The sequence below is a fragment of the Thermus tenuipuniceus genome (assembly GCF_002964845.1).
Taxonomy (GTDB): domain Bacteria; phylum Deinococcota; class Deinococci; order Deinococcales; family Thermaceae; genus Thermus; species Thermus tenuipuniceus.
This window is the reverse complement of sequence record NZ_PRDA01000025.1, coordinates 19361-43217: the sequence shown is the minus strand read 5'-3', so window position 1 is coordinate 43217 and position 23857 is coordinate 19361. Positions and strand designations below refer to the sequence as shown.

The window sequence follows — 23857 nt, the reverse complement described above, 5'->3', positions numbered from 1 at the left end:
CCCCCTACTCGATCAAGGTGGCGAACCAGAAGCCCTCGAAGAGCATCTTGGTCACCCGGACCCACTTGCCCACGGCCATCACGCCACAGGAAGGCATGCCGGTGCCCGCCAGGAGCTTTTCAAAAGAGCACTGGGGCAAAAGGGCGTTGTCCCCGAAGTCCATGATGCACATGGCCACGGGGTTGAAGGGCTCGCCGATATAGGCCCCCTTGAGGTCGGAGGCGATGACCCCGGCCACGTACTCCCCCTGGAAGTGGGCCACCACCCCGGCGGGGGGCAGCATGAGGGAGGGGTTCACCGTGTCCCCGATGACGAAAACGTTGGCGAATCTGGTGGAGCGGAAGGTGGCCTTGTTCACCTCGGGAAAGCCCTGGGGCCCCGCGAGGGGGGATTCCCGCACCACCCGGTTGGGGGCGAAGGGGGGCGTGAGGATGAGGAGGTCGTAGGCCAGCTCCCTTCCGTCCTTGGCCCTGACCTTGCCCCCCTCAAAGGCCACCGGTTCGAACTCCCCGTGGAAGGCGATGCCCTTGGAGCGGAGGATCTCCATGACCTTGCCCGAGATCGCCGGGCCCATGCCCGCCAGGGGCAGGGGATTCAGGTGGAAAACGTCCACGCTGCTCCTCTCCCGTACCCCTTTGACCTTCAGGGCAAACTCCACCTGCCCTGCCACCTCATAGGGCGCAGGCGGGCAGGGGTAGTAGGGGGAGGAAACCCCTACCACCACCCGCCCCCCCTGGAAGTTCTTGAGGGCCTGCCGGAGCCTCAAGGCCCCCTCGAGGCTCCAGGGGGCGTAGCTGTCCTGGGCAGGGGAAGGCAACGCCTCCGCCCCCAGGGAAACGATCAGGTAATCGTAGGAAAGCTCCCCGGCGCTGGTCTTCACCCGGTTGTTGGCGGGGTCTAAGGCCTCCACCGTGGCCTGGAGATAGGTGATGCCCCGTTTTTCCAGGTTGGCCAGGGGCCTGCGCACCTGCTCGGGCTCCCGCATGCCGAAGGCCACCCAGGGATAGGCGGGCATGAACTCGTGGTAGGCGTTCTTGTCCACCAGGGTGACCTCCACCTCCCTCCCCAGGAGCCTTTTCACCCTGTTGGCCGCCACCAGGCCGCCCGAGCCGCCTCCCAAAACCAGAACCTTCGTCGCCATCTTCCACCTCCCGGGTACCCTTACCGCGTACCCCTAAGTCCAGGATGCACCCATCCTCTTTGTGAAGGTAGGTGCAAATGCCCCGCCCTCTGGGCGGGGCCATCCCCGGTTTAGAGAATCCTCAGGAGGGGTTCCGCAGGCGCTGGAGGAAGAAGAGGCCAAGGCCTAGGAAGCCCAGCACCTCCCCGATCCCCACCCCCCGCCCCAGGGCGGGGAGCACGTACCAGGCCAGGTGCAGAAGGCGGAAGAGGGGAATCCAAAGGGCCACGGGCAGGAGATACCGGGCCTCCCGCTTGGGGAGGTTGGTGAGGAGGTAGAGGAAGGGAAGGAAGAACCCCCCCACCGCCCATAAGGCGGCCACCGTGCCCCAAGGGCCTTCCAGGCGCTTCAGGTAGAACTCCACCTCATGGGGCAGATCCCCTCCCCAGATGATGATCAGGGTGGTGGCCTCCACGTAGATCCAGATGATGGAAAGGGCAAGAAGGAGGTTGGTGTGGTTCTGGGCCTGGCCCATGAGGGCGGGTGTCCCCTTGCGGGCCGCCAGGGCCACGGCCACGGCCAGGGCTAAAACCGCTGCGGAAAGAAGGAGGATGGCCCCAAAGGAGGCGGAGTAGAAATGGGCCTCGAGGGCCATGAAGAGGTCATAGGTGAGGAAGGTGGCAGCGGCAAAGACCAGCGGCAACCCCCAGGCCCCCATCTCGGAGCGGTGTTCCCCGGGTTTCAGCTTCAGGAGGACCCAGGAAAAGAGAGCGAAGAACAGGACGTAGCGAAGGAGCATGAAGGGGGCGTTCAGGTACCCCGAGCGGTGGGCCAGGATGGGGTCCAGCATGGCCCCGGGCCGAGCCCAAGGGAAAAGCTCCGGCAGGAAGAGGAAGAAGGGCAGGCCCAAAAGCCCCATGAGGGGAAGGAGGCGGGCCAGGGGATAAAGGTAAGGCTCCAGGGGAATACCCCAGCGGCTCCTTAAGGCGTTGTGCAGGAGGAGCACCAGAAGCGCCCCCAAGGAAAGGAGAAGGAAGAAGGCAAAGGGAAAGTAAGCGGCCGGAGCCCCAAAGAGAAAGGCCAGCGCATAAAGAACCAGGCCTAGGAACAGAAAACCCGAACGGCTTGCCTCAATAGACCTCTGCATTGATCACCTCCAGAGGGCAGGCCTCCTCCTGCAGACACCGCTTGATGTAGTGGGCGATGAGCCAGCGCTCCCTCTCCGGGATGCGGCTCTTATAGGAGAGCATGCGGCCAAAGCCGTTGGTGGCCGCAAAGTAGAAGTAGCCCTCGGGCATGGCCTTCACCCCCGGGTCCAGGAAGGAGCGGGGCTTGGGCATCCCCAAGGGGATCACCCGCCCATCCCCTTCCCCGTTTAGCCCGTGACAGACGGCGCAGAAGGAGCGGTACAGGACCTTGCCCCGTAGAAGCTCCCCATCCGTAAAGGCGTAGGGGTTGTCGGCGAACCCCCCCTCGGGCTTGAGGCCGGTGCGCACCTCCAGGTTCAGGTTCTCCCCGAAGCGCACCCGTTCCGGGGCCACCTGGACCTGCAAGGGTGCTTCCCGGAAGGGCTTCACCTTGGGCTGGTCCCACATCCAGCCGCAGGCGGAAAGGAGGGGGAGCAGGAGAAGAAGCCACCTAGTCACGCCGCACCTCCTCCACCTCCGCACCCAGTTCCCGAAGCAGGGCCCTGGTGCCCTCCAGGTCGAACCGGGGATCCGTGGCGTAGACGAAGATCCCGTACTCGTCCAGAAGGACCCGCACGTACTCCTTGGCCCTCACCGCAGGGTGGGCGGCCAGGGGGAGGCCGTTCATGTACAGGAGGAAGAGGAAGATCCCCACGGTAATGGTGAGGATGGTGAGCTCGAAGGTCACGGGGATGAAGGCGGGCCAGCCCAAAAGGGGCTTGCCCCCGGCGTTGTGGGGGTAGTCCAGGGTGGTGTAGATCTGGAGGAAAAGCCCCAACCCCACCCCCAGAACCCCTAGGCCGAAGGCGATCCAGGGGATGCGCCCATCCCCACCCAACACCTCTTCTATGCCTTCCACCGGGTTGGGGGTGAGGGCCTCGAGGTGGCGGTATCCCTTTTCCTTGAGCACCCTTAAGGCCTCTAAAAGCCTTTCCGCCGAGTCAAAGTAGGCCATGAGTCCATACAACATGGGCCCCTCCTAGTGCTTTCTCAGGCGGTGGAACAGGTGGACCATCTCCGCCACGGCGATGGGGGGGAAGATGCGGATGAAAAGGGCAAGGCCGAAGAGGAAGAAGCCGATGGTCCCGAGGAAGAGGGTCCAGTCCACCCAGGTGGGGTAGTAAAGGTGGAAGTTCCCGGGCAAGAAGTCGTGGGACAGGCTGATGATGACGATCACGAAGCGCTCCAGCCACATGCCCACGTTAGCCAGGATGGAGAAGATGAAAAGCCAGGTGAGGTTCTTGCGGAAGCGGGGGAACCAAAGGGTCTGGAGAAGGACCACGTTGATGAGCATCATGGCCCAGTAGTAGGGGGCGTAGGGGCCGGTCATGCGCCAAAGCTGCTGGGCCCACTCCGCGGGCTCCCCCGCGTACCAGGCGATGAAGATCTCCAGGAGGTAGATGTAGGCCACACCGAGGCCCGAGGCCAGGGTCACCTTGGCCATCCAGTCCAGGTGGCGGTCGGTGATCACCCCCTCCAGCCGGTACCACTTCCTGAGGGGGATGATGAGGGTCAAGGCCATGGCGAAGCCCGAGTAGATGGCCCCCGCGGCGAAGAAGGGGGGGAAGACCGTGAGGTGCCAGCCCGGCACCAGGCCGTAGGCGAAGTCCATGCTCACCACCGAGTGCACGGAGATCACCACCGGGGTGGCGAGGCCCGCCAGGAGCACATAGACCGCCCTATAGCGCTGCCAGTGGACGGCATTCCCTGTCCAGCCCAGGGAGAGCCAGCCGTACAGCTTCCGCCGCCAGCCCTTGCTCCTCTCCCTGAGGAGGGCCAGGTCCGGGATCAAGCCCAGGTAGAGGAAGAGGGTGGAGATGGTAAGGTAGGTCATGATGGCCAGCACGTCCCAGGAAAGGGGGCTCTTGTACTGGGGCCAGAGGGCCATGTGGGTGGGGTAGGGCATCACCCAGTAGAAGAGCTGGGGCCGGCCCATGTGGATCAGGGGGTAGGTGGCCGCCGCCAGCACGGCGAACAGGGTCATGGCCTCGGTGACCCGGTTCAAGGAGTCGCGCCAGTTCTGGCGCATGAGGACCAGAATGGCGCTGATCAGGGTCCCGGCGTGACCGATACCGATCCACCAAACGAAGTGCACGATGTCAAACCCCCAGGCCACGGGCTGGTTGATACCCCAGGTGCCAAGACCCTTCACAAAGGTGACGAAAAGGGAATAAAGCCACACCAGGGTAAGGGCCGCCCCCACGGCCACCACCACCCTCCAGGGCCTGGGGGCTGGCTTCTCTACCGGTTCCAGCAGCTTTTCCACCAAGGTCTTCTCCGTCCACTCCCCCTGGATCAGGTCGTGGTCGGGATGGGGTTCTTTATGCGCCATGCTCCCCCTCCTTTAGCTTGGGATTAGGGTTTTTCAGATGGGCCAGGTAGGTGGTGCGGGGCCAGGTGTTGGCCTCCTCGAGGAGGGTGTAGTGCCGCCCCTCCTTGCGGTGGGCCTGGATGGGGTCTTCAGGATCCAAGAGGTCCCCGAAGTGGATAGCCTTCCCCGGGCAGACCTCCTGGCAGGCGGTCACCACCTCCCCGGTGCGGACCTTCCGCCCCTCCATGGCCGCCTTGGCCCGGGTGGTCTCGATGCGCTGCACGCAGTAGGTGCACTTCTCCATGACCCCGCGGCTCCGCACCGTCACCTCGGGGTTCATGAGGAGGGAAAGGGGGCTTTCCTTGGCCTTACGGGGGTCCCCCTTGCCCACGAAGGCCTCCCCGTAGGGGAAGAAGTTGAAGCGCCGGGCCTTGTAGGGGCAGTTGGCGGAGCAGTACTTGGTGCCCACGCAGCGGTTGTAGACCATGAGGTTCAGGCCCTCGCTGGAGTGCTCCGTGGCCGCCACCGGGCAGACGGCCTCGCAGGGAGCCTTCTCGCAGTGTTGGCACATCACCGGCTGGTGCACCACCCCTTCCTCGGCGAAGTAGCGGTCGATGCGGATCCAGTGCATCTCCCGCCCCTTGGCCACCTCCTCCTTCCCCACCACGGGGATGTTGTTCTCCACCTGGCAAGCGAGGGTGCAAAGCCCACACCCCAGGCACCGGCTTAAGTCCACGGTCATGGCCCAGGCGTGCTCCCCTTGGGGCCAGGGGGGATAGAAGGAAACCCGCTTCTCCTTGTGGGCCTCCATCTCCAAGGCCCTTTTTTCCTCCAGGACCTTCACGGCCTCCACCTCGCCCAGATACCCGTGGTACTGGGTGGACACCAAGGGGTAATGCCGGCCCGTGGCGGCCACCTCCATGGGCCAGACCACCCCTTCGGGGTGGAAGAAGTGGGAGAGGGGAGCCACCCCGCTCCCCTTGGGCAGACCGGGTAGAGGCCAAAGGGGCAGAAGGGCCTCCTTCCCTCCCGCCTTAACCCGTAGGAGGGGGCGTTTGGGATCCGCCCGCCGCTCCCGGGCCCGGATGTCCGCAAGAAGGCCCAGGGCCTCGGCATCCTCCTCGCTTAAGAGCAACGCCCCGTCCCAGACCAGGCGGCTTAGGGGCCTGGGAAGCTCCTGCAAATAGGGGTTGTCCCGGTAGCGCCCATCGTAAAGGCTGGCGTCGGGGCGCAGGGTAAGCTCCCAAGGAGCCTCCTTCCGCAAAGGGGGAAGGCGGCCTTCCAGACCGGGGCGCACTTCCATGGGCACCTCCCGGGCCTCCGCCAAGGGCCTTCCCTCCGCCAGGGCCCGCTTCTCCTCAGGGGAAAGGGCGGGAAGCTCCTCCCCCAAAAGCCCTGCCAGCACCTCCTCCAGGGTTTTCCCACCCCAGAGGGGCTGGATGAGGGCCTGGCTGGACCAAAGCCGCCCCTCGGCATCCCGGTGCTGGCCCGAGGCCTCGAGGGGATGGGCCAAGGGAAGGCTCCAGGAGGCCGCCTTGTTGGGGTACAGGGAAAGCGCTGCGGAGAAGGCCTTGCCCGAGAGGCTGGGCAAGGGACCCTCCGCCGCCCACACCAGGCGCTCGGCCCCCTCGGCCTGCTGGAAGGCTTTGGGCGTGGCCGCCTCCTTCTCCGGAGGCTCCACATAGCGCACTGGAGCCTTAAGGACCTGGTTGATGGCCATGACCAGGGCCTGGGCCCCCGGGGAGAGCTGGGGCCCGGCCAGGACCACCCCGCCCCTTTGCAGGTCCTCCGCCAAGGCCGGGAGAAATCCCCCGTAGTCCAAGGCAGGGGTCCCCTGGACCACCCCCAGGGTCTGGGCCAGAGCCAGGAGGAAGGCCTCCACCTGGCTGGGCTTTAGGGCCAGGCGGTGGTCGGCCATGCTCCCCAGAAGGCTGGCCCCGCTTTCCACCGCATAGATGCGGTTCATGGGTGGAAGGCGCCTGCGGCTTAAGGCCTCCCACCAGAGGTATCCCGCCGGGTGCTCGTGCGCCTCTACGTCCAGGAGGAGTACGGTTTCCACCTTCTCCGGGGCGTAGACGGGCCAAACCCTTCGCCCGAAGGCCGCCTCCGCCCCCAGGTAGACGTTCTCCAGGCTCCAGGCCTCAAACCGGGCTACCCGGAGGTTGGGGAAACGGGCCTGGGCCCTTTCCAAAAGACCCTCGAGGCTGGGGGAGGTGGTGCGGGGAAGGACCAGAAGGGTTTCCCCCTCCGCCAAAGCCTGCCGCCAGGCGGCATAAAACCCCTCCCAGTCCGGGGCCTTGCCCTGGCGGGCCGGATCGTATAGGGCGTAGAGGCCCGCCAGGGGGTAGGGGCTCATGGCCCTCTCCAAAGGCGCCATAAAGAGGGGCCTTTCCTGGTAGACCTTTACCCGCACCGGCTCGGCGAAGCCGGCATGGGGAAGGGCGGTGACGAACTCCGCCTCGCCCCCCTCCACCACCCACTCCGGCTGGCGCACATAGGGCACCCCTTTCCGCCGCACCACCGGGGTACAAGCGGCGAGGGACAAAAGCCCCAAGGCCAAGAACCCCCGCCGGGTCACAGGGCCAAAGGGGACGTCCTCCTGGAAGGGTTCCCGCTCCAAAGCTTTCTTATAACCGCGCGGTTCCTTCATGAAGCCTCCTAGCGGTGACAGGTGTTGCAGCCGGTCAGGGCCTCCGCCGAACGCACCCGGTAGAGGGCCCGCAACGTCTTGCCCAGCTCCGGGTCCGGGGTATAGGCCATGTTGAAGACCTGCTCCTTGGGCCTCAGGCGGGCCTCGGGCTGGCGGTGGCATTCCAGGCAGAACCTCATGGTGAAGGCCCAGGGCTGGCGGACTACCGCCATCTGGTCCACCCGCCCGTGGCACTCCGCGCACCCCACCCCCTTGGCCACATGGGCCCCGTGGTGGAAGTAGACGAAATCCGGCAGGTTGATGACCCGGTTCCAATGCAAGGACTCCCCGGTTTCCCAGCTCTGCCGCACCAGGGCCAGGTTGGGGCTATCGGGTTTGACGAAGGTGTGGCAGGTCATGCAGGTTTCCGTGGAGGGAAACCCGGCGTAGGCGGCCTTCTCCGCTGCCCCATGGCAGTAGCGGCAGGAAAGGCCCAGGGCCCCCGCGTGCAGGGCGTGGCTGAAGGGCAGAGGCTGGCTCACCGGCAAGGTGCGCTGCTCAAAGCCCCCCACCGCCAACCCAGAAAAAACCACCCCCAAGAGGGCAAAGACCCCCAAGACCCCACCCCAAAAGAGCCGTCTAACCCATCGGTTGCGGCGCTTCATGCCACCTCCGGCCTTAAGGGCTAAGGCTAGGGGCAGGGTTCCAGCGGTTCAATCAAGGGCCCCGGGCGCTTTCATAAGAAAACCGAGAACCGAGCCCAACCGCCCTACCCTTTCCAGCGATCTCTAGGGAATAGGGTAGCGGAAAGAGTAAGGGACAAATGTCCCAAGGCGCGGCCAACCTTGACAAGAAAGGGGCTTTTGCTAAACTGAAGCTTGCGCGTGAGGCGCGTCCTGCCGGGATGGTGGAACTGGTAGACACGCCATCTTGAGGGGGTGGTGCCCGCAAGGGCGTGCGGGTTCAAGTCCCGCTCCCGGCACCAAGGGGCCCCAAGGGGCCTTTTTCCTTTATGCGGCTCCTCCTCGAGCGCACCCTCAAGACCCTCGAGGACACCCAGGCCCTAGCCCGGGAGGCCCTGGCCTTTCTCCCCCCAGGGGCTCTGGTGGTGCTGGAGGGTCCTTTGGGTGCGGGCAAGACCACCTTCGTCCGCTTTCTGGCCGAGGCCTTGGGCTTTAAGGGAAGGGTGACCAGCCCTAGCTACACCCTCATCCACACCTACCCCACCCCGGAAGGCCCCTTGGTCCACGCGGACCTTTACCGCCTCATGGACCCGAAGGCCCTCTTGCCCCAGCTGGAGGCCGCCCGGGAAGAGGCCCGCCTCCTCCTGGCGGAGTGGGGGAACCCCGGGCTCCTCGAGGCCGATTTCCTCCTCCGCCTCAGCCCCCAAGGGGAGGTGCGCCGGGCGGAGCTATGGCAGCTCCACCCCAGCCAGGAGGAGGGCATCCAGCAAGGCCTCCCGCCCGGCCCGCCCGGCGAATAGGGCCACCACCCTGCCCTCGGCATCCACCACGAAGGTCCAGGGCTGGCCCAGGACCTTGAAGCGGTTGGCTACCTCGTGGGGTTTGTCCTTGTCCGAGGCCAGGAGAGGGACGAAGCGGGGATAGGCCTTCATGTACTCCAGCACCACCTCCTTGGTGTCCTTGGGCTCCCGGCTGATCACGTAGAAGGGCACCCGGGTCTCCTCCGCCACCCGGTGAAGCCCCGGGAACTCGGCCTTGCACACCGGGCACCAGCTGGCCCAGAAGACGATGACCGCAGGCTTCTTCATGGTGGCAGGGGTGACGAGGTTACCCTTGGGATCCAAAAGGGCAAACTCGGGGAGGCGCTCACCCGGCCTCACCGCAAGACCCAGGCCCAGAAGCAACAGACCCATTACCCCTATCCATCGCTTGAGCATGCCTCCATTGTTTACCCCCGTGGGGATAGGTATGTAAACCGCCTCACCTTGGACGCCGTAAGCGCCTCAGATCGTGGTCGGGCCAGATGCCGTCCGCCACCAGGTGGAGCCACTGGGAAAGGTAGTAGCCCAAAAGGGCGAAGCCCCAGACCTCCCAGGGCCAGGAGGGGAGCCCTAGGGAAAACCCCATCCCCAGGTACCTGGCAAGCCCCTGGGCCAGGTACCCCAGGGCCAAGAGTAGCCCCACCAGGTACCCCAGGCGGGTTAAGGGCCCCAGCACCCAGGTATGGGAAAGCCCCCGGTGGCGGAAAAGCCAGCCGTAAGGACGCCAGAAAAGGCCCAAAAGGCCCCAGCGGCGCTGGGACCGCGAGCCCTTCTCCGCCAGGTCCAGATCAGGGGAAAGGAGGAAGGTACCCGCCAGATAGGCCAGGGCGAAGGCCAAGCCCCGGGGGTCCTCCGGGGAACCCCCGTAGGCCAGGTAGACCAGGGCCCCCCCGCCCAGGACCGTCAGGTTGATGGCCTCGTGCACCCGTCCCGAGGGCATAGGGCTATCCTAAAGGGCCGGAAGCGCAAAGCGCTCCCCTGCCGAAAGCACGTCCACCTTGAGCCCCTTCACCCCCTGGCCCGTGTACTCCGCCCCTCCGGCATCCACCAGGGTCACCCCTCCCATCCAGACCTCTCCCAGGCCCTTTAGGAGGCGAAGAGCGGTGTTCTCCAGAAGGCCTAACCCCACCAGATCGGGGTTGTCGGCCACCAGGCGGGAAAGGGCCAGGAACCGCCCCCGTTCCTCCACCCGGGGAAGGAAGACCAGACCTCTCAAGAGGGCCAGGCCCAAGGCGGCCCGCACCTCCCCCTCCAGGGTGTAAAAGGCGGCCTCGCCCAAAATCCCCGCCGCCTCCCCCAAGGCCACCACGCCCCCACCCTGGCGGTGGACCTCCAGGAGGGCCTCGAGGAGGAGGCTTCCCCGTATGAGGTCCAAAAACTCCGGGAGGCCCTCGGCGGCCAAGAGCACCAAGGGGCTTTCCGCCACCTTCTGGGCCACCTCGGGGTCAAAGGCCTCTTCCCTGCGCCTCAAGTAGACCACCTTCCCCCGCTTGAGCCCCAGGTGGCGGTAGGCCAGGCGCCAGGCCTCCGCCACGTCCCGCAAGGGGTAGGGGACGAGGAAAAGGGCCTCCCCCCGGGCCTCCGCCAAAAGCCTTTCCTCCACGGGGCGCAAAGCCCCCCGCAAAGGATCTGCGGTGAGCAAGGCGAAGAAGCCCTGACGCATACCCTGCCTCCTTGCCCCTTAGGGTAGCGCCTTCCTCATGAAAGGAAAAGGGCGGTGTGGTAGACTCAAGCACGTGGCCGCGATGGTATCCCCCCCGGGGGCGATTTCCAAGGATAAGAAGCGGGCCATCCTCGAGGCCACCTTGGAAATCCTCCGGGAGATGGGGCTTTCCGGGCTGAAGATGGAGGAGGTGGCCCGGCGGGCGGAGGTGGGCAAGGGTACCATCTACCTCTACTTCCGCGACAAGAAAGACCTCTTGAAAAACCTGGTGGAGGAACGCACCTGGGCCTTCTACCGGGAGGTGGAGGAGGTGGTGCGCCAAAAGGCGCCCTTTTTTGTGCGCCTTGAGGACCTCCTGAAGAAGCGCCTGGCCTGGATCGCCGAGTGGCGGGGCCTGTGGGCGGCGGTAGCCCGGGAGGCCGTGGAGGACCCCACCCCCTGGCTCAAGGGACTTCACCAGCACTACCTGGACCTTTTGGAGGAGCTGGTGCGAAGCGGCCAGGAGGAGGGAGCCGTGCGCCCCGAGCTGTCCCCAAGGGCCACCGCCCACGTGATCGCGGCCTTGGGATGCACCCCCCAGCTGGAGGTGGAGGCTTATTTGGAGCACCTCATGGAGGTGTTCCGGAAAGGAGTCGCGCCGTGAAAGAGTTCCGTCCCGGCGACAAGGTGGTCTTGCCCCCTTACGGGGTCGGCGTGGTGGCGGGCATAGCCCAGCGAAGCGTGAGCGGCATCAGCCGGGCCTACTACCAGGTGGACTTTCCCGGCTCCCGCTCCAAGGCCTACGTACCCGTAGAGGCTCCCCAAAGCGTGGGCATGCGCAAGGCCCTTGCCCCGGAGGAGGTGCCGGTCATCCTAGACCTCCTAAAGAACGGGCGCATGCCCCTGCCCAAACAGTGGGCCGCCCGGCACCGCAAGACCAGCGAGATCCTGGCGGACGGGAACCCCTACCGCATCGCCCAGATGGCCGGGCAGCTTAGGGCTTGGGAGCTGGAACGGGGCCTACCGGACCTGGACCGCCAGGCCCTCAGGCGGGCCATCCACCTTTTGGCGGAGGAGGTCTCCCAGACCCTGGAAATCACCGTGCAGGAGGCCAAGCGTCTCTTCGAGGAGGCCTGGGGCGAAGAGCTAAACTAAGTGCCCCTGCACGAAGGTTGCCCCATCGGCGAGGGCGAATGCGGCTTACCCAGGGTCTTTTTGGGGCGCAAGCCCCAACGGGGTACTTAACACCACCCCACCCTGGCCTTGCCGGTTACCGGGGTGAGGGCCCCGGTCCGGTAACGCTCTTTTCACAGCAATAGGCTCCAGGTTTTCTTCTCCATCCCCAGGATGCGGGCCAGGTAACGTTCCAGGACCGCCGGATCCAGCCCCTCCACCTGGCCCTGGGCCATAACCTCCAGGTCAAAGAGCACCGCCTGGAACTCCGGGGCCGACCAGTGCTCGAAAAGCTCCTGCCAGGGGCCTTCTCCCTCCACGTGGGCGTTCCAGGCCTCGAGGAAGAGGCGGTTCAGGAAGTAGAAGAAGACCAGGCGGTAAGGGTAGGGCAGGGCCCCCATCTCGGAGAGGAGGGCGATGTACTCCTGCCGTACCGGGTGGACCTCCCCCTGGGGGTCTGCCCCCTGGGCGAGGAGCCAGTCCAACTCTTCCACCGTGGCCATGAGGGCCTGGACCAGAGGAAAGCGGTGCGGCTGGGGAGCGTCCTGCAAAAGAGCCACCTGGTAGCGGTAGAGGGCCTCCACAAAGGGGTAGTCCTGCTTGAGCCAGAAGGCAAACCGCTCCCGGTCCCAGCGGATGGGCAGGGCCTTGATCTCCTCCAAGCCCTTTGGACAACAGCCAAACACCTCCTCAAGGGGACGCATGCCAGCCTCCCAGGATGCCCTGCCGGGCAAAGCCCACACGCCTAAGGACCGCCACCACCTCCTGGGCGTGCTCGGGGCTTCGGGCAAAGCCGAAGAAGGCGCTGCCCGAGCCAGACATCAACACCCCCCGAAGCCCCAGGGCCTGGAGCCTGGCCTTCACCTCCTTAAGCTCGGGGTGCAGGCGAAAGGCAGGGCCCTCGAGGCTATTCCAGTAGGGGGGCTCCTCCCCCCTTTCCAGGGCCTTAAGGATCTCCTCCACGGGAAGCTCGGGTCCGAAGTCGTGGGGCTTGACCTCCCCGTAGACCCTGGGGGTAGGGAGGCGCAAACCCGAGGAGAAGACCACCACGGGTAAAGGGGAAAGGGAAAGGGGCCTAAGCCGCTCCCCCACCCCCCGGGCCTCCGCCACCCCCCCTTGGAGGAAGAAGGGCACATCGGCCCCCAGGGAAAGGGCCAGGGCAAAGAGGTCCACCTCCGCCGGATAGAGTTCCCTAAGCCCTAAAAGCACCTGGGCAGCATCCGAACTCCCCCCGCCCAGGCCCGCCCCCTCGGGCAGGGCCTTCTCCAGGACGATGCGCACCCCCCCGGGCCAGCCTGCCGCCTCCAGGTAGGCCTCGGCCGCCCGGTAGGCCAGGTTCCTTTTCCCGTACCGCCCCCGGAACTCGATCCCCCCGGGGATGGGCTCCAGAAAAAGCCGGTCCCCGAAGGAAAGGCTGGCGAAGAGGGTATGAAGCTCGTGGTAACCATCCGGCCTCCTCCCCAGGAGGGAGAGGCCCAGGTTCACCTTGGCCACCGCTAGGCGCTCCATACCCTCGCCAGAGCCTCCGCCAGAGGCAGGTCCTCGGGGTAGGTGATCTTGAAGGCGGTCCTCTCCCCCTCCACCAGGGCCACGGGATAGCCCAAGGCCCTCACCAGCTGGGCGTCGTCGGTGGCGGAAAGCCCCCGCTTCCTGGCGTAGGCGTGGGCCTCCCGCAAGAGGGCGGTGAAGAAGCCCTGGGGGGTCTGGACCAGGCGCAGGGCCTCCCGGGGCACCACCTCCCCATACCCCTCCCCTTCCGGCCGGATGAGGGTGTCGGGAAGGGGCAAAACCGGCACTGCCGCCCCCGTGGTGCGGGTGGCCTCGAGGACCCGCCCCACCAGGCTTGGGCTCACGAAGGGCCGGGCCACGTCGTGGACCAGGACCAAAGGGAGGCTCGCCGCCTCCAGAAGGCGGGAAACCGACTCCTGCCGGGTCCTGCCCCCCTCCAGAAAGGTGGCGCGAAGCCCCCTAGGGGCCTCCGCCCCAGGGGGCAGGGCCACCAGGACCTCCGCCGCCCCTTGGAAGGCATCCACAGCCCACTCCAGGAGGGTCTTCCCCCCCACCCGCAGGAAGGCCTTGGGCCCAAGGCCCAGCCTTTCCCCGTTCCCGGCGGCGGGGATCAGGACGGAAACCTCCACGATTCCCATGGTAGCATGGGCCCCATGAGCCTTTGGGAAGCCCTTCTCTTAGGGGTGGTGGAGGGGCTTACGGAGTTCCTGCCCGTCTCCTCCACCGGCCACCTGACCCTCCTCTTCCATCTCCTTGGCCTGCCCATCCAAGAGGATCCCTTCCTCAAGACCTTCCTCATCGCCATCCAGCTGGGGGCCATCCTGGCTATCCTCCTCCTTTACGGAAGGCGCTTCGCCGTGGACCGGGCCCTCTGGCTCAGGATCGGGGCGGCCTTCCTGCCCACCGCGGCCATGGGCTTCCTCCTCTACCCCCTCATCAAGGGGAAGATCCTGGGGGATGACGGCATCGTGGTCTTCTTCCTGTTCGCCGTGGGCCTGGTCCTCCTCCTGGCGGACCGCCTGGCGGAACGGGCCCGCTATGGGGATGTCCTGGAGCTCCCCCTGGTCCGGGTAGCCCTGATCGGGGTTTTCCAGGGGCTTGCCGCCCTCTTCCCGGGCACCAGCCGGAGCGGGGCCACCATCCTGGGGGGCCTTCTCCTGGGCTTGAGGCGCAAGGCGGCGGCGGAGTTCAGCTTCCTCCTGGCCCTTCCCACCATGCTGACCGCCGTGGGCTACGACCTCCTGAAAAGCGCTCCCGCGGTGCCCGAAGGGGGCTGGACCCTTCTTGGGGTGGGCTTCCTCGCCGCCCTGGTCACAGCCCTCCTCACCGTGCGCTGGATGCTTTCCTTCGTGGAGCGCCACGGCTTCAGGCCCTTCGCCTACTACCGCATGGCCCTGGCCCTGGTTTACGCCTACTTCTTCTTACGCTAGGGCCAGGACCCGGTCCAAGGCCTTCAGGAACTCCCCGTAAGGCTCCCGCCGGGCCCCCTCCCCCATGAGGCCCAGCCGCAAAACCTGTCCCCGGGTGGGCCCGATCCCCCCGGCCACCGCCACACCCTGGGCGTAAAGGGCCCTGACCAGGCGGTCCGCCCCCACCCCCTCGGGGGGGCGGACCACCAACACCGTGGGCAGGGGGCTGGCCTTGGGGTAAGGGCGGAAACCCCGTTCCCTTAGCTCCCCAAGCAGCCAGGCGTAGACCTCCTTCGCCCTTCGTTCCCGGGCCTCCACCCCCTCCTCCAAGGCCAGGTTGAGGGCCTCCAGCAGGGCGTAGTGCAGGAGGACCGGGGTGGTGTGGTGGTAGCCGCCCCGCTCCCAGTGCTCCACCACCCGGGCGAGGTCCAGGTACCAGCCCCGCCTGCCGGTGAAGGCCTTGCGGGCCTCGAGGCTCACGGCAATGGGAGCCAGGCCCGGGGGAGCGGAGAGGCACTTCTGGCTGCCCGTGAAGGCGTAGTCCACCCCCATCTCCCGCATGGAGAAGGGAAGCATCCCTAGGGTGGTGACGGCATCCAGGAAGAAAAGGGCCCCGGCCTCCTTGGCCAGGGTCCCGATCTCCCGGGCCGGGTTCAGCACCCCCGTGGAGGTCTCCCCGTGCACCAGGGCCACCATGCGGTAGCGCCGGGCCCTTAGGGCCTGGACCACCGCCTCCGGGTCCACGGGCTCGCCCGGGGGAAACTCCAAAACCGTGGGCTCCAAGCCGTGCACCTGGGCCATCTCCGCCACCCTCTGGGAAAAAGCCCCGTTCACCAGCACCAGGACCGGCCCCCGGTCCAGGTTGGCGAGGCCGGCCTCCATGCCCAGGCTTCCCGAACCCGCCAAAGCCGCCAGCAGGGCGCCTTCCCCGGGGTCAAAGAGCTGGGCAAGCCTCTCCTGTATGGCTCGGTTCACCGCCAGCACCTCGGGGTCCAGATGGCCCCGCATGGGACGGAGAAGAACCTTTTGCACGCGCTCGGGGATGGGGGTGGGTCCAGGGGTTAGAAGCAGCATCTTGCCTCCTCTACTCCCGCCGGAAGCGGGCATAAGAAAAGCCCCCGCGGCGATACCGGGGGGGCCCTTCCCGAAGGAAGGGGCCCCCTACCGGATAGCTCGCAGGAGCCTCATTGAGGCCCACTTTAGCCCAAGGCCCCTTTCCTTGTAAAGTGCTACCTGGATGAAGGACTACTACGCCATCCTGGGGGTGGGCCGGGAGGCCACCCAGGAGGAGATCAAGAAAGCCTACCGGAGGCTCGCCCTCCAGTACCACCCCGACCGCAACCCTGGGGACAAGGAGGCGGAGGAGCGCTTCAAGGAGATCAACGAGGCCTACGCCGTTCTCTCCGACCCCGAGAAACGGGCCCAGTACAACCGGGGGCTTTTAGGGGAGCCGGTGCTCCGCACCGAGAACCTCTTTGACCTCTTCGCCCAGGTCTTCGGCTTCCGCACGGGGCGCGCCGCCCCCAGGGGGGAGGACCTCGAGGCCCAGGTGGAGGTGGACCTGGAAGATCTCCTCAAGGGGAAGGAGGTGGAGGTGGCCTACGCCCGCCTCGTCCCCTGCGAGGCCTGCCACGGCCAGGGGGGTAGGCGGGTGGTCTGCCCCACCTGCGGGGGAAAGGGCGTGCTGGAAAGCTACCGCCAGGGCCTCTTCGGGGCCTTCGTCACCCGCTCCACCTGCCCCCACTGCAAGGGGCAGGGCCACCTCCTGGCGGAAACCTGCCCCGTCTGCCGGGGCCGGGGCCGGGTGGCGCGGGAGGAACGGGCCCGGGTACGAATCCCCCCGGGCATGGACGAGAACCACCTCCTGCGGGTACCGGGCCACGGCAACCTGGGGCCTGGCGGGCCCGGGGACCTGTACGTGCGCTTGAAGATCCGCCCCCATCCCCACCTGGAGCGGGAAGGGGCGGATCTGGTCTACCGGCTCAAGCTCGGCCTGGCCCAAGCGGCCTTGGGTGCTAGGGTGGAGATCCCGGGGCTTTCGGGCCCTATCCCCTTGGAGGTCCCCCCGGGCACGGGACACGGGGAGGTCTTTGAGCTTCCCGGGGAAGGCCTTCCCTACCCGGGGGAGGCCAGGCGGGGAGCCCTTCGGGTGGTGGTGGAGCTTTCCGTGCCCAAACACCTCAGCCCCAAGGCCAAGGAGCTCCTCAGGGCCTACGCCAAGGAGGTGGGGGAGGAAGTGGCCCCCGAAGGCTTCTTCGAGAGGCTACGGGGGTTCTTCCGCAAGTAGGTCCTTCGTGGTATAGTGAGGCATTCCGGGTCGCTATAGGGTGGCCCCTTGGGTCTAAAGCAACCCCTAAGGCCCCGGATGCGAGCCCTTGGGGCTCGGAAGAGAAGGAGCAGTATGCAGAAGGGTCGGGTCAAGTGGTTCAATGCGGAGAAGGGCTACGGCTTCATTGAGCGCGAGGGGGACACCGATGTGTTCGTCCACTTCAGCGCCATCAACGCCAAGGGGTTCCGCACCCTGAACGAGGGCGACATCGTCACCTTTGACGTGGAGCCGGGCAAGAACGGCAAGGGCCCCCAGGCGGTGAACGTCACCGTGGTGGAGCCGGCCCGCAGGTAAAGGGCAACCCGGACCGCCGTGGGTCTTCCCCACGGCGGTTTCCTTTTGGGGAAGCTATCACCCCTTTCTCAGACCCCAGCCGGTAGCATGGGAGGAATGCGGACCCTTAACCTGAGCTTACGTCCGGTGCTCCCAGAGGACGCTCCCCTCCTGCACCAGCTCTTCCTGCGAAGCCCCGGGTACTTCGCCCTGATCGGTATGGAACCCCCGGCCCTCGAGGACGTGGCCCGGGACCTGGCCACCCTGGAGAAGGACGAGCGCCGCCGGGCCTTCCTCCTCTTCCTGAAGGAGGAGGCGGTGGGCTACCTGGACTACAAGCTCCGCTACCCCGAGCCTGAGGACGCCACCCTAAGCCTCCTCCTCATCCGGGAAGACCGCCAGGGACAGGGCCTGGGGCGAAGGGCCCTGGAGCACCTCCTCCACCACCTGACGGGGGCCGAGCGGCTTTATGCGGTGGTCTACGGCAACAACGCCCGGGCCAAGGCCTTCTTCCAGGCCCAGGGTTTCCGTCACGTGAAGGACGGGGGCCCCACCCTGAGCTGGTACGTGCGGGAGCTATAACCCAGCACCCCACCCTGGCTCTCGCCCAGGTGGGGTGCACCCGAAACCTAAGCCTGCTCTGGGCCTAAGCCCCTAGCCCAAGCCGGCCAGCTTGCGGTTCTTCTCAATGTAGGACTTCCACTGCTCGGGAACATCCTCCTCGGGGAAGATGGCGTTCACCGGGCAGGCAGGTACGCAGGCCCCGCAGTCGATGCACTCCTCGGGGTGGATGTAGAACTGGTCCCCCCCGTCGTAGATGCACTCCACCGGGCAGACCTCCACGCAGGACTGGTCCTTTACGCCGATGCAGGGTTCACAGATCACGTGCGGCATCCTTCACCTCCCGAGCTACCGCTCCCCCCTATTTTAGGGCAGAAGGCCCTTTGTCAACCGCCTAGGCCCCCAGGTGCCGGAAGAAGGCCTCCCGGGAGATGGCCCCCAGGACCTCCTCCCCCTTGACCACCAGGACCAAGGGTTGCCGCAGGAAAAGGGGGGAAAGCTCGCTCACCGCCACCTCGGCCTCCACGCTGGGCACCTCCTCCAGGGGCAGGATGTGGTCGGAGAGGCCCAGTAGCCCCACCGGCCGCCCCTCGTGCACCAAAAGGGCCACCCCCCGGCCCTCGTAGGCCTCCAGGGCCTCCACCCGGGGCAGGGGCCTCGCCAGGCGGCGGGCCGGGGTGGGCCAGAGGAGCCCGGCGGTGAGCAGGGTGGTGCAGGGCACCCGCACCGCCTTCTTGGCCACGTAGAGGGCAAAGGTGAAGAAGAGGAGAAACCCCAGCCCCTCCAGGAGGCCGGTAAAGTTAAAGCTCTCCCACCCCAGCCTGCCCCCACCCCCGAGGAGGGAGTGGAGGAGGTAGGAGAAGAGAAGGCCCAGCACCAAGGCGGCCAGATAGGCGAAAAGCCCGGCCAGGCGGAGTTCCTTCACCGTGCGCATGGGCTTAGCTTACCAGTTCCTCCTCCCGGTCCACGTCCACCCCCACCTCGGGGTAAGGGGTGATGAGGGCCTTGGCCTCCACCCCCAGGATCCTCCTGGCCCTACCCTCCAGCTCGGGGAGGGAAAGCCGGCCCAGAAGGAGCTTAAGGAGGATGTCCAGACCGATGAGCCGGGCCAGGGCCAAGGGCTTTTTTCTCAGGGCCACCACCTTTTTGGCCAGGGGCAGGGCCTGGTAGAAAAGCCCCTTGTCCAAAAGCACCAGGTTCCCGCCGGTGAAAACGCCTTCCCGAAGGCGGGCGTAGGTGCGCCGGGTGTGAGGGAAACGGGCCTCCACCGCCTCCTTGGGCACGATGGGGTAGACGAGGGCAGCCTCCGGAGCCTTTTCCAGCACATAGCGCACCGCCTCCGGGGTAAGGTGGGGAATGTCGGCGGTGACCACCAGGACCCGTCCCTCCACCTGCTCTAAGGCTGCCTCCAGGTTCCCAAGCAGGCTTCCCCTGTCCGGCAAGGTCAAGCGAGGAGAGGGGTTTAGCCCCGGGTTCTCCCCCACATAGACCACGGAAAGCCCCGCCGCCCCCAAGGCAGAAAGCACCCACTCCGCCATGGGCCTTCCCCGGTAGGGCACCAGGGCCTTGCTCCGCACCCCGTACTTCCCCGCCCAAGCCTCCTCCCCGCCTCCCAGGACGATGGCCTCCACCCCCCTATGCTACCGTTGAGGACATGGGAAAGTGGCTTGCCCCTTTGGGCCTCTGCCTCGCCTGGATCCTAACCCTCTGGGCCTATTTCCAGCTCCCCGAGAGGATCCCCGCCCACTGGAACGCCCACGGGGAAGTAACCCGGTACGGGAGCCGCCTCGAGGTCTTCCTCCTCCCCCTTCTCACCCTGCTCCTCTACCTCCTACTGGCCCTGGCCCCCCGGCTTGACCCCAAGCTTCTGGGCCAAACTCCCCCGGTCTGGCCCTGGCTTCTGGCAGCGGTGGTCTGGAGCTTTGCCTTCCTCCAAGGGGCCTTCCTCTACGTAGCCTGGAGCCACGCCCAAGACCGCCCCTTCCCCGTGGAGCGGGCCATCCTGGGGGCAGTGGGCCTGGTATTTGGCCTCTTAGGCCTCCTCCTTCCCCACCTGCCCCCCAACTACCTGGCCGGGGTGCGCACCCCATGGACCCTGGAGGACCCGGAGGTGTGGCGGAAGGTCCACCGCCGGGCGGGAGGGATCTTCGCCCTTCTGGGCCTTTTGGCCTGGCTGGCGGCCCTTCTGGGGAGAGGCTGGCTTTGGGTTTGGTTCGCCGCCCTGCTAGCCGGGGGGCTTTACCTGGTGGTCTTCTCCTACCTGGCCCGGCGGAAGGCCCCGGGAGGATGATGCCGCCCCGCGGGGAGGCCCCGGCAAAGGAGCCAAGCCGCCCCGGCCTGAGGCCGGGGCGGCCCCCTTCGCCCCCTAAAGGGGCCTAAGGGTGAGCCGCAGGACCTGGTTGCCCGTGACCTGTATCTCCTGCACCAGGGTGCGGTAGCCGGGGGCCACCAGGGTGAGCTCGTGGTTTCCGAAGGGCGCCTCGAGGCGCAGGTAGCCCCCCTTGGCCAGGCCCATCTCCTGCCCGTCCAGGAAAACCCGGGCCTCCACGTTCAGGTAAAGCTCCAGCACGGCCCGCACCGGGACAAGCTCCACGTAAAGCCTCAGGGACTCCCCAGGGCGGACCTCCACCTGGGCCCGGTACTCCGCGTACCCGGGGGCCAGGACCCGCACCTCATGGAGACCGGCCTCGAGGGTCATCCGTAAAGGCGCCCGGCCCATAAGGCGGCCGTCCACGTAGACCTCAGACCCCTCGGGCCTGGCCTCCAGGTAGAGCTCGCCGGTGCGGATGGGCCTTAAGGAGGCGGAAACCCGGGTCTCGCGGCCCCGCTCCACCCGCACCGTGGCCCGGTAGGGCTCATAACCGGGGGCGCGGAACTCCACCTGGTAGGTCCCCTCGTCCAGGACCAGGCGCAAGGGGGTGCGGCCCCGCAAGGCGCCGTTCAGGTAGGCCTCGGCCCCCGTGGGGCTGGACTCCAGAAGGAGGGTGCCGGTGCGGGAAACGGGGATCAGGCGCACGTCCAGACGGGTGGTCTCCCCCCTTCGCACCTGGACCGTGGCCCGGTAAGGCTCGTAACCGGAAAGCCTAAGCTCCACCGCATACCGCCCCTCGGGGAGGCTTAGGGAAAGGGGCGTACGGCCCCGGAGGGCCCCCTCCACATACACCTCGGCCCCGGAGGGGTTGGAGGTGACGGCCAGGGTTCCCTGCCGGGGCTCCGGCACCAGCTGGGCGAAGACCTGGACCCTTTCCCCGGGCCTGGGGTTCACCGTGACCCGGTAAGGCTGGTAACCGGCAAGCCTGAGCTCCACCTCGTGCCGGCCGGGATTCACCTGGAGGCTAACGGGGGTGCGCCCGGAAAGCTGCCCATCCAGGTAGACCTCGGCGCCGGCGGGCCTCGAGTCCACCACCAGGGTGGCCGTGGCCGGGGTGGGAGGGGGGGCCGTGACCCGGCCCACGAAGTAGCGGGCCACATCGGTAACCCAGTCCTTGTCAGGAATGGGCTCAATCACGATGGAAAGCGCCCGGGCCAGGCCTTCTGCCCCCTGGACCCGCACCTGGTTCCCTTCCACATCCAGGATCTCCCCCAGGGAAAGGGGGCGCTTGCTGGCCACCGCCAGGATGCGGTCCTCGCCCTCGGGACCCGTCACCGTGTAGCGGTAGCGGGCCCCTTCTGGGGGAAAGCGCCGGGTTTCCCCGGCCCGGAGGAAGTTACCCCGTTCGAAGGCGTTGGGCAGGATGGGGTCGATCTTCCCGTCGGCGTTGATGTTGAAAAGGTAGACGTAGGCATCCTGGTTCACGTTCACGTAGATGAAGATGGGCTCACCGATCTGGTAAACCGCACCTCCCCGTTTCCCGGGATCCTTGTCCACCCAGACCTTCACCTGTAGGTCGGTGGGCACGGGGTTCACGATGATCCCCTGGGGGCTTATCTGCTGGGCCAAGGCCGCCCCCAAACCCAGGATGGCCAAAAGGAGTTTCCGCATAATCCTCACCTCCGCCCTCAGGCTAAAGCTTCCCTGTGAAAATCCTGAGGGAAAAGGGACAAGGCCCCTTAAGACTCGGCGTAGGCCCCAAGGGTGCGGAAGCGGCGGTAACGGTCCCGGTAAAGCTCCTCTGGGGAAAGCCCTTTGAGCCCCTCGAGGGTCTTCAGAAGAGCCTCCTTGATGTTCTGGATGGCCTTAAGGGGGTCCTTGTGGGCCCCGCCCTCGGGCTCGGGCACAATGGCGTCCACCACCCCTTGGGCCAGGAGGTCTTTGGCGGTGAGCTTTAGGGCCTCCGCGGCCTTGGGGGCCTCCTTGGCCTCCCGCCAGAGGATGGCGGCGCAGGACTCGGGGCTGATCACCGAGTACCAGGCGTTTTCCATGATGAGGACCCGGTTGGCCACCCCGATGGCCAGGGCCCCCCCGCTGCCCCCTTCCCCCAGAATGAGGGCGATAGCGGGGACCCTCAGGCGGCTCATGCGCTGGATGCTCTGGGCGATGACCCAGGCCTGGCCCCGCTCCTCCGCGGAAACCCCCGGGTAGGCCCCCGGGGTATCGATGAAGGAGAGGAAAGGATAGCCGAACCGGTCCGCCAGGTCCATGAGGCGCATGGCCTTGCGGTACCCCTCGGGGTGGGGCATGCCGAAGTTGCGGTGGAGGTTTTCCTTGGTGTCCCGCCCCTTCTGGTGGCCCACCACCACCACCTTCTGCCCCTCCAGGTAGGCCAGCCCCCCCACGATGGCGGGGTCATCGGCATAGGCCCGGTCCCCATGGAGCTCCAAAAAGTCCTGGAAGGCCTTCTCCAGGACGTCCAGGGTGGTGGGGCGGCCCGGGGCCCGGGCCAGCTGCACCCTTTGCCAGGCGGTGAGGCTCCCGTAGACCTCCTCCTTGAGCCTGGCCAGGCGTTCCTCCAGGAGGCGGATCTCCGCCTCGAGGTCCACCCCCGTGGTGCGGGCGGTTTCCCTTAGCTCGGCGATGCGCTTTTCCAGCTCCAGGATGGGCTTTTCAAACTCCAAGGGCATAGGGAACTCCAGGGTGCAGGTGGCGGAGGACCTGGACCAGCTCGGCCTTGAGCCTCCTGCGGTCCGTGACCCGGTCGACCATGCCATGCTTCAGCAGAAACTCCGCGCGCTGGAAGCCCTCGGGAAGCTCCTGACGGATGGTCTGGCGGATGACCCTGGGCCCGGCAAAGCCGATCAGGGCCCCGGGCTCGGCGAAGATCACGTCGGCCAGGGCGGCGAAGCTGGCGGTAACCCCCCCGGTGGTGGGGTCGGTGAGGACGGAAACGTAGGGAAGGCGCCTCTCCCATAGGCGGTCCAGGCTCATCACCGTCTTGGCCATCTGCATGAGGGAAAGGGCCGCCTCCTGCATCCTGGCCCCGCCCGAGGCCGCCACGATCACCAGGGCCCGGCCCTCCGCCGCCGCCCGTTCCGCTCCCCGGGCGATCTCCTCCCCCACCACGCTTCCCATGGATCCCCCAGCGAAGGCGTAGTCCATGACCAGAAGGACCGCAGGCACCCCGCCGATGGTGCAGGTACCCCCCAGGATGGCGTCCTTGCGGCCAGTCTCCTCCTGGTAAGCCCTGAGCCTTTCCGCATAGGGCTTGGTGTCCACGAAGCCCAAGGGGTCCAGGGGCTTAAGCCCCGTGATCTCCTGGAAGGTGCCCGCATCCGCCAGCATCTCCACCCTTTCGACAGCGGGTACCCGGTGGTGGTGGCCGCACTTGGGGCAGACGTAGAGGTTTTCCCGGAACTCCTTCTTGTAGAGCTGGGCGCCGCAGGCCTCGCACTTGGTCCAAAGCTCGGGGACGTCCCGGTTTTCCCCGCTGGGCCTTTTTCTTCGGAAAAGCCGCTCTAGGGCCACGCTTATGCCTCCTTGGGAGCCTCGAGGGCCTTGGTCTCCCCCGCCAGGCTCTGGCCGATGAAGACCGCTCCCGCCTCCACGTCCAGGGCCTGGGCCCGCACCGTGCCGGTGAAGCGGGCCGTCTTGGAAAGGCTCACCTTGGCCGCCACCAGGTCCGCCTTCACCTCCCCGTGGATCTGGATGCTCCCTGCCTCCACCCTTTCCCCTTCCACCCGGCCCGTGCGGCCCACCTCCAGCTCCCCTTCCACGTAGACCGAGCCTTTGACCAGACCGTCGATGCGCACCTGGCCCTTGGCCTTCAGGTCCCCCAGGATCTCGGTGTCGGGCCCCAGGTAGGTGAGGGTCCCCACCTGCCTCCTCCTCAGCAT

29 protein-coding genes and 1 tRNA gene are annotated in these 23857 nt (G+C 66.7%); 9 read left to right on the top strand and 21 right to left on the bottom strand.

What is annotated here, in order from left to right; translation table 11 throughout:
• Nucleotides 1–4 precede the first annotated feature (4 nt).
• The 7 genes from C2847_RS09210 to C2847_RS09180 all read right to left on the bottom strand — a co-directional run bounded on the left by C2847_RS09210 (nt 5) and on the right by C2847_RS09180 (nt 7912).
• Nucleotides 5–1141 carry an NAD(P)/FAD-dependent oxidoreductase gene (locus C2847_RS09210; RefSeq protein ID WP_105318078.1) on the bottom strand — a complete coding sequence of 379 codons (1137 nt, stop codon included), beginning with the start codon at nt 1139–1141 and terminating at the stop codon, nt 5–7.
• Between the two features lie 121 nt (nt 1142–1262).
• Nucleotides 1263–2267 carry a hypothetical protein gene (locus tag C2847_RS09205; protein ID WP_105318077.1) on the bottom strand — a complete coding sequence of 335 codons (1005 nt, stop codon included), beginning with the start codon at nt 2265–2267 and terminating at the stop codon, nt 1263–1265.
• Nucleotides 2251–2766 (bottom strand): c-type cytochrome, encoded by a 516-nt coding sequence (locus C2847_RS09200; protein ID WP_105318076.1) that lies wholly within the window; start codon nt 2764–2766, stop codon nt 2251–2253. Before C2847_RS09200 ends, C2847_RS09205 begins: the two co-directional genes overlap by 17 nt.
• The gene (locus C2847_RS09195) at nt 2759–3277 is read right to left on the bottom strand and encodes a DUF3341 domain-containing protein (protein WP_105318075.1); all 519 of its coding nucleotides are present in this window, start codon (nt 3275–3277) and stop codon (nt 2759–2761) included. The genes C2847_RS09200 and C2847_RS09195 overlap by 8 nt, the downstream gene beginning before the upstream one ends.
• A 9-nt stretch (nt 3278–3286) precedes the next feature.
• The gene (nrfD, locus tag C2847_RS09190) at nt 3287–4639 is read right to left on the bottom strand and encodes an NrfD/PsrC family molybdoenzyme membrane anchor subunit (RefSeq protein ID WP_105318074.1); all 1353 of its coding nucleotides are present in this window, start codon (nt 4637–4639) and stop codon (nt 3287–3289) included.
• Nucleotides 4629–7268, bottom strand: a complete 2640-nt coding sequence (locus C2847_RS09185) for a 4Fe-4S dicluster domain-containing protein (protein ID WP_105318073.1) — start codon at nt 7266–7268, stop codon at nt 4629–4631. Before C2847_RS09185 ends, nrfD begins: the two co-directional genes overlap by 11 nt.
• A gap of 8 nt (nt 7269–7276) precedes the next feature.
• Complete coding sequence (locus C2847_RS09180; RefSeq protein WP_105318072.1) at nt 7277–7912, bottom strand: ammonia-forming cytochrome c nitrite reductase subunit c552; 636 nt, start codon at nt 7910–7912, stop codon at nt 7277–7279.
• A 233-nt stretch (nt 7913–8145) separates the two neighbouring features.
• Between C2847_RS09180 and C2847_RS09175 the strand changes: the two genes are divergently transcribed.
• Both C2847_RS09175 and tsaE read left to right on the top strand, forming a co-directional pair.
• Nucleotides 8146–8232, top strand: a tRNA-Leu gene (locus tag C2847_RS09175).
• 27 nt (nt 8233–8259) lie between these two features.
• Nucleotides 8260–8730, top strand: coding sequence for a tRNA (adenosine(37)-N6)-threonylcarbamoyltransferase complex ATPase subunit type 1 TsaE (gene tsaE / locus C2847_RS09170; RefSeq protein ID WP_105318071.1), 471 nt, complete (start codon nt 8260–8262; stop codon nt 8728–8730).
• Here tsaE and C2847_RS09165 read toward each other — a convergent pair.
• From C2847_RS09165 to C2847_RS09155, 3 genes are read right to left on the bottom strand one after another with little or no spacing between them, the layout of a single operon-like run.
• On the bottom strand, nt 8659–9147 hold the full coding sequence (locus C2847_RS09165) for a TlpA family protein disulfide reductase (RefSeq protein ID WP_105318070.1): 489 nt from the start codon (nt 9145–9147) through the stop codon (nt 8659–8661). The two genes, tsaE and C2847_RS09165, sit on opposite strands and share 72 nt — an antisense overlap.
• Before the next feature lie 43 nt (nt 9148–9190).
• A complete protein-coding gene (locus C2847_RS09160; protein WP_105318069.1) occupies nt 9191–9691 on the bottom strand; it encodes a metal-binding protein in 501 nt (166 codons plus the stop codon).
• 9 nt (nt 9692–9700) lie between these two features.
• Nucleotides 9701–10414 carry a type 1 glutamine amidotransferase family protein gene (locus C2847_RS09155; protein WP_105318068.1) on the bottom strand — a complete coding sequence of 238 codons (714 nt, stop codon included), beginning with the start codon at nt 10412–10414 and terminating at the stop codon, nt 9701–9703.
• A gap of 73 nt (nt 10415–10487) precedes the next feature.
• Here C2847_RS09155 and C2847_RS09150 point away from each other — a divergent pair, with 73 nt between their 5' ends.
• Complete coding sequence (locus C2847_RS09150; protein ID WP_244187405.1) at nt 10488–11057, top strand: TetR/AcrR family transcriptional regulator; 570 nt, start codon at nt 10488–10490, stop codon at nt 11055–11057.
• Nucleotides 11054–11548, top strand: coding sequence for a CarD family transcriptional regulator (locus tag C2847_RS09145; RefSeq protein ID WP_105318066.1), 495 nt, complete (start codon nt 11054–11056; stop codon nt 11546–11548). The genes C2847_RS09150 and C2847_RS09145 overlap by 4 nt, the downstream gene beginning before the upstream one ends.
• Before the next feature lie 152 nt (nt 11549–11700).
• On the opposite strand, the gene C2847_RS09140 is transcribed toward C2847_RS09145, so the two are convergent.
• From C2847_RS09140 to ispD, 3 genes are read right to left on the bottom strand one after another with little or no spacing between them, the layout of a single operon-like run.
• Nucleotides 11701–12270, bottom strand: a complete 570-nt coding sequence (locus tag C2847_RS09140) for a TenA family protein (RefSeq protein WP_105318065.1) — start codon at nt 12268–12270, stop codon at nt 11701–11703.
• A complete protein-coding gene (gene ispE, locus C2847_RS09135) occupies nt 12257–13075 on the bottom strand; it encodes a 4-(cytidine 5'-diphospho)-2-C-methyl-D-erythritol kinase (protein ID WP_105318064.1) in 819 nt (272 codons plus the stop codon). The genes C2847_RS09140 and ispE overlap by 14 nt, the downstream gene beginning before the upstream one ends.
• Nucleotides 13063–13713, bottom strand: coding sequence for a 2-C-methyl-D-erythritol 4-phosphate cytidylyltransferase (gene ispD, locus C2847_RS09130; protein WP_164835690.1), 651 nt, complete (start codon nt 13711–13713; stop codon nt 13063–13065). The genes ispE and ispD overlap by 13 nt, the downstream gene beginning before the upstream one ends.
• Nucleotides 13714–13728: 15 nt before the next feature.
• Between ispD and C2847_RS09125 the strand changes: the two genes are divergently transcribed.
• Entirely contained in the window at nt 13729–14505 is a 777-nt protein-coding gene (locus C2847_RS09125) for an undecaprenyl-diphosphate phosphatase (RefSeq protein ID WP_483028321.1), read from the top strand.
• On the opposite strand, the gene C2847_RS09120 is transcribed toward C2847_RS09125, so the two are convergent.
• Nucleotides 14497–15558, bottom strand: a complete 1062-nt coding sequence (locus tag C2847_RS09120) for an aminotransferase class V-fold PLP-dependent enzyme (RefSeq protein ID WP_105318062.1) — start codon at nt 15556–15558, stop codon at nt 14497–14499. The genes C2847_RS09125 and C2847_RS09120 overlap by 9 nt on opposite strands.
• 163 nt (nt 15559–15721) lie before the next feature.
• Here C2847_RS09120 and C2847_RS09115 point away from each other — a divergent pair, with 163 nt between their 5' ends.
• From C2847_RS09115 to C2847_RS09105, 3 genes are all read left to right on the top strand, one after another.
• Nucleotides 15722–16771 carry a DnaJ C-terminal domain-containing protein gene (locus C2847_RS09115; protein WP_105318061.1) on the top strand — a complete coding sequence of 350 codons (1050 nt, stop codon included), beginning with the start codon at nt 15722–15724 and terminating at the stop codon, nt 16769–16771.
• A 114-nt stretch (nt 16772–16885) separates the two neighbouring features.
• Complete coding sequence (locus C2847_RS09110) at nt 16886–17107, top strand: cold-shock protein (protein WP_014516375.1); 222 nt, start codon at nt 16886–16888, stop codon at nt 17105–17107.
• Between the two features lie 87 nt (nt 17108–17194).
• A complete protein-coding gene (locus C2847_RS09105) occupies nt 17195–17668 on the top strand; it encodes a GNAT family N-acetyltransferase (protein WP_105318085.1) in 474 nt (157 codons plus the stop codon).
• 72 nt (nt 17669–17740) lie between these two features.
• Here C2847_RS09105 and C2847_RS09100 read toward each other — a convergent pair whose 3' ends face one another.
• The 3 genes from C2847_RS09100 to C2847_RS09090 all read right to left on the bottom strand — a co-directional run bounded on the left by C2847_RS09100 (nt 17741) and on the right by C2847_RS09090 (nt 19278).
• Nucleotides 17741–17980, bottom strand: coding sequence for a ferredoxin (locus tag C2847_RS09100; RefSeq protein ID WP_015716251.1), 240 nt, complete (start codon nt 17978–17980; stop codon nt 17741–17743).
• Between the two features lie 61 nt (nt 17981–18041).
• Nucleotides 18042–18581, bottom strand: coding sequence for a CBS domain-containing protein (locus tag C2847_RS09095; RefSeq protein WP_105318060.1), 540 nt, complete (start codon nt 18579–18581; stop codon nt 18042–18044).
• A gap of 4 nt (nt 18582–18585) precedes the next feature.
• A complete protein-coding gene (locus C2847_RS09090) occupies nt 18586–19278 on the bottom strand; it encodes an NTP transferase domain-containing protein (protein ID WP_105318059.1) in 693 nt (230 codons plus the stop codon).
• A 23-nt stretch (nt 19279–19301) separates the two neighbouring features.
• Here C2847_RS09090 and C2847_RS09085 point away from each other — a divergent pair, with 23 nt between their 5' ends.
• A complete protein-coding gene (locus tag C2847_RS09085; protein WP_105318058.1) occupies nt 19302–19937 on the top strand; it encodes a DUF1648 domain-containing protein in 636 nt (211 codons plus the stop codon).
• Nucleotides 19938–20012: 75 nt separating this feature from the next.
• On the opposite strand, the gene C2847_RS09080 is transcribed toward C2847_RS09085, so the two are convergent.
• From C2847_RS09080 to C2847_RS09065, 4 genes are all read right to left on the bottom strand, one after another.
• Nucleotides 20013–21629: a PEGA domain-containing protein gene (locus tag C2847_RS09080; protein ID WP_105318057.1), complete on the bottom strand. Its 1617-nt coding sequence runs from the start codon at nt 21627–21629 to the stop codon at nt 20013–20015.
• Between the two features lie 68 nt (nt 21630–21697).
• On the bottom strand, nt 21698–22648 hold the full coding sequence (locus C2847_RS09075; protein WP_105318056.1) for an acetyl-CoA carboxylase carboxyltransferase subunit alpha: 951 nt from the start codon (nt 22646–22648) through the stop codon (nt 21698–21700).
• Nucleotides 22632–23489 (bottom strand): acetyl-CoA carboxylase, carboxyltransferase subunit beta, encoded by an 858-nt coding sequence (gene accD, locus C2847_RS09070; RefSeq protein ID WP_105318055.1) that lies wholly within the window; start codon nt 23487–23489, stop codon nt 22632–22634. Before accD ends, C2847_RS09075 begins: the two co-directional genes overlap by 17 nt.
• Before the next feature lie 2 nt (nt 23490–23491).
• On the bottom strand, nt 23492–23857 hold the full coding sequence (locus tag C2847_RS09065; RefSeq protein ID WP_164835689.1) for a bactofilin family protein: 366 nt from the start codon (nt 23855–23857) through the stop codon (nt 23492–23494).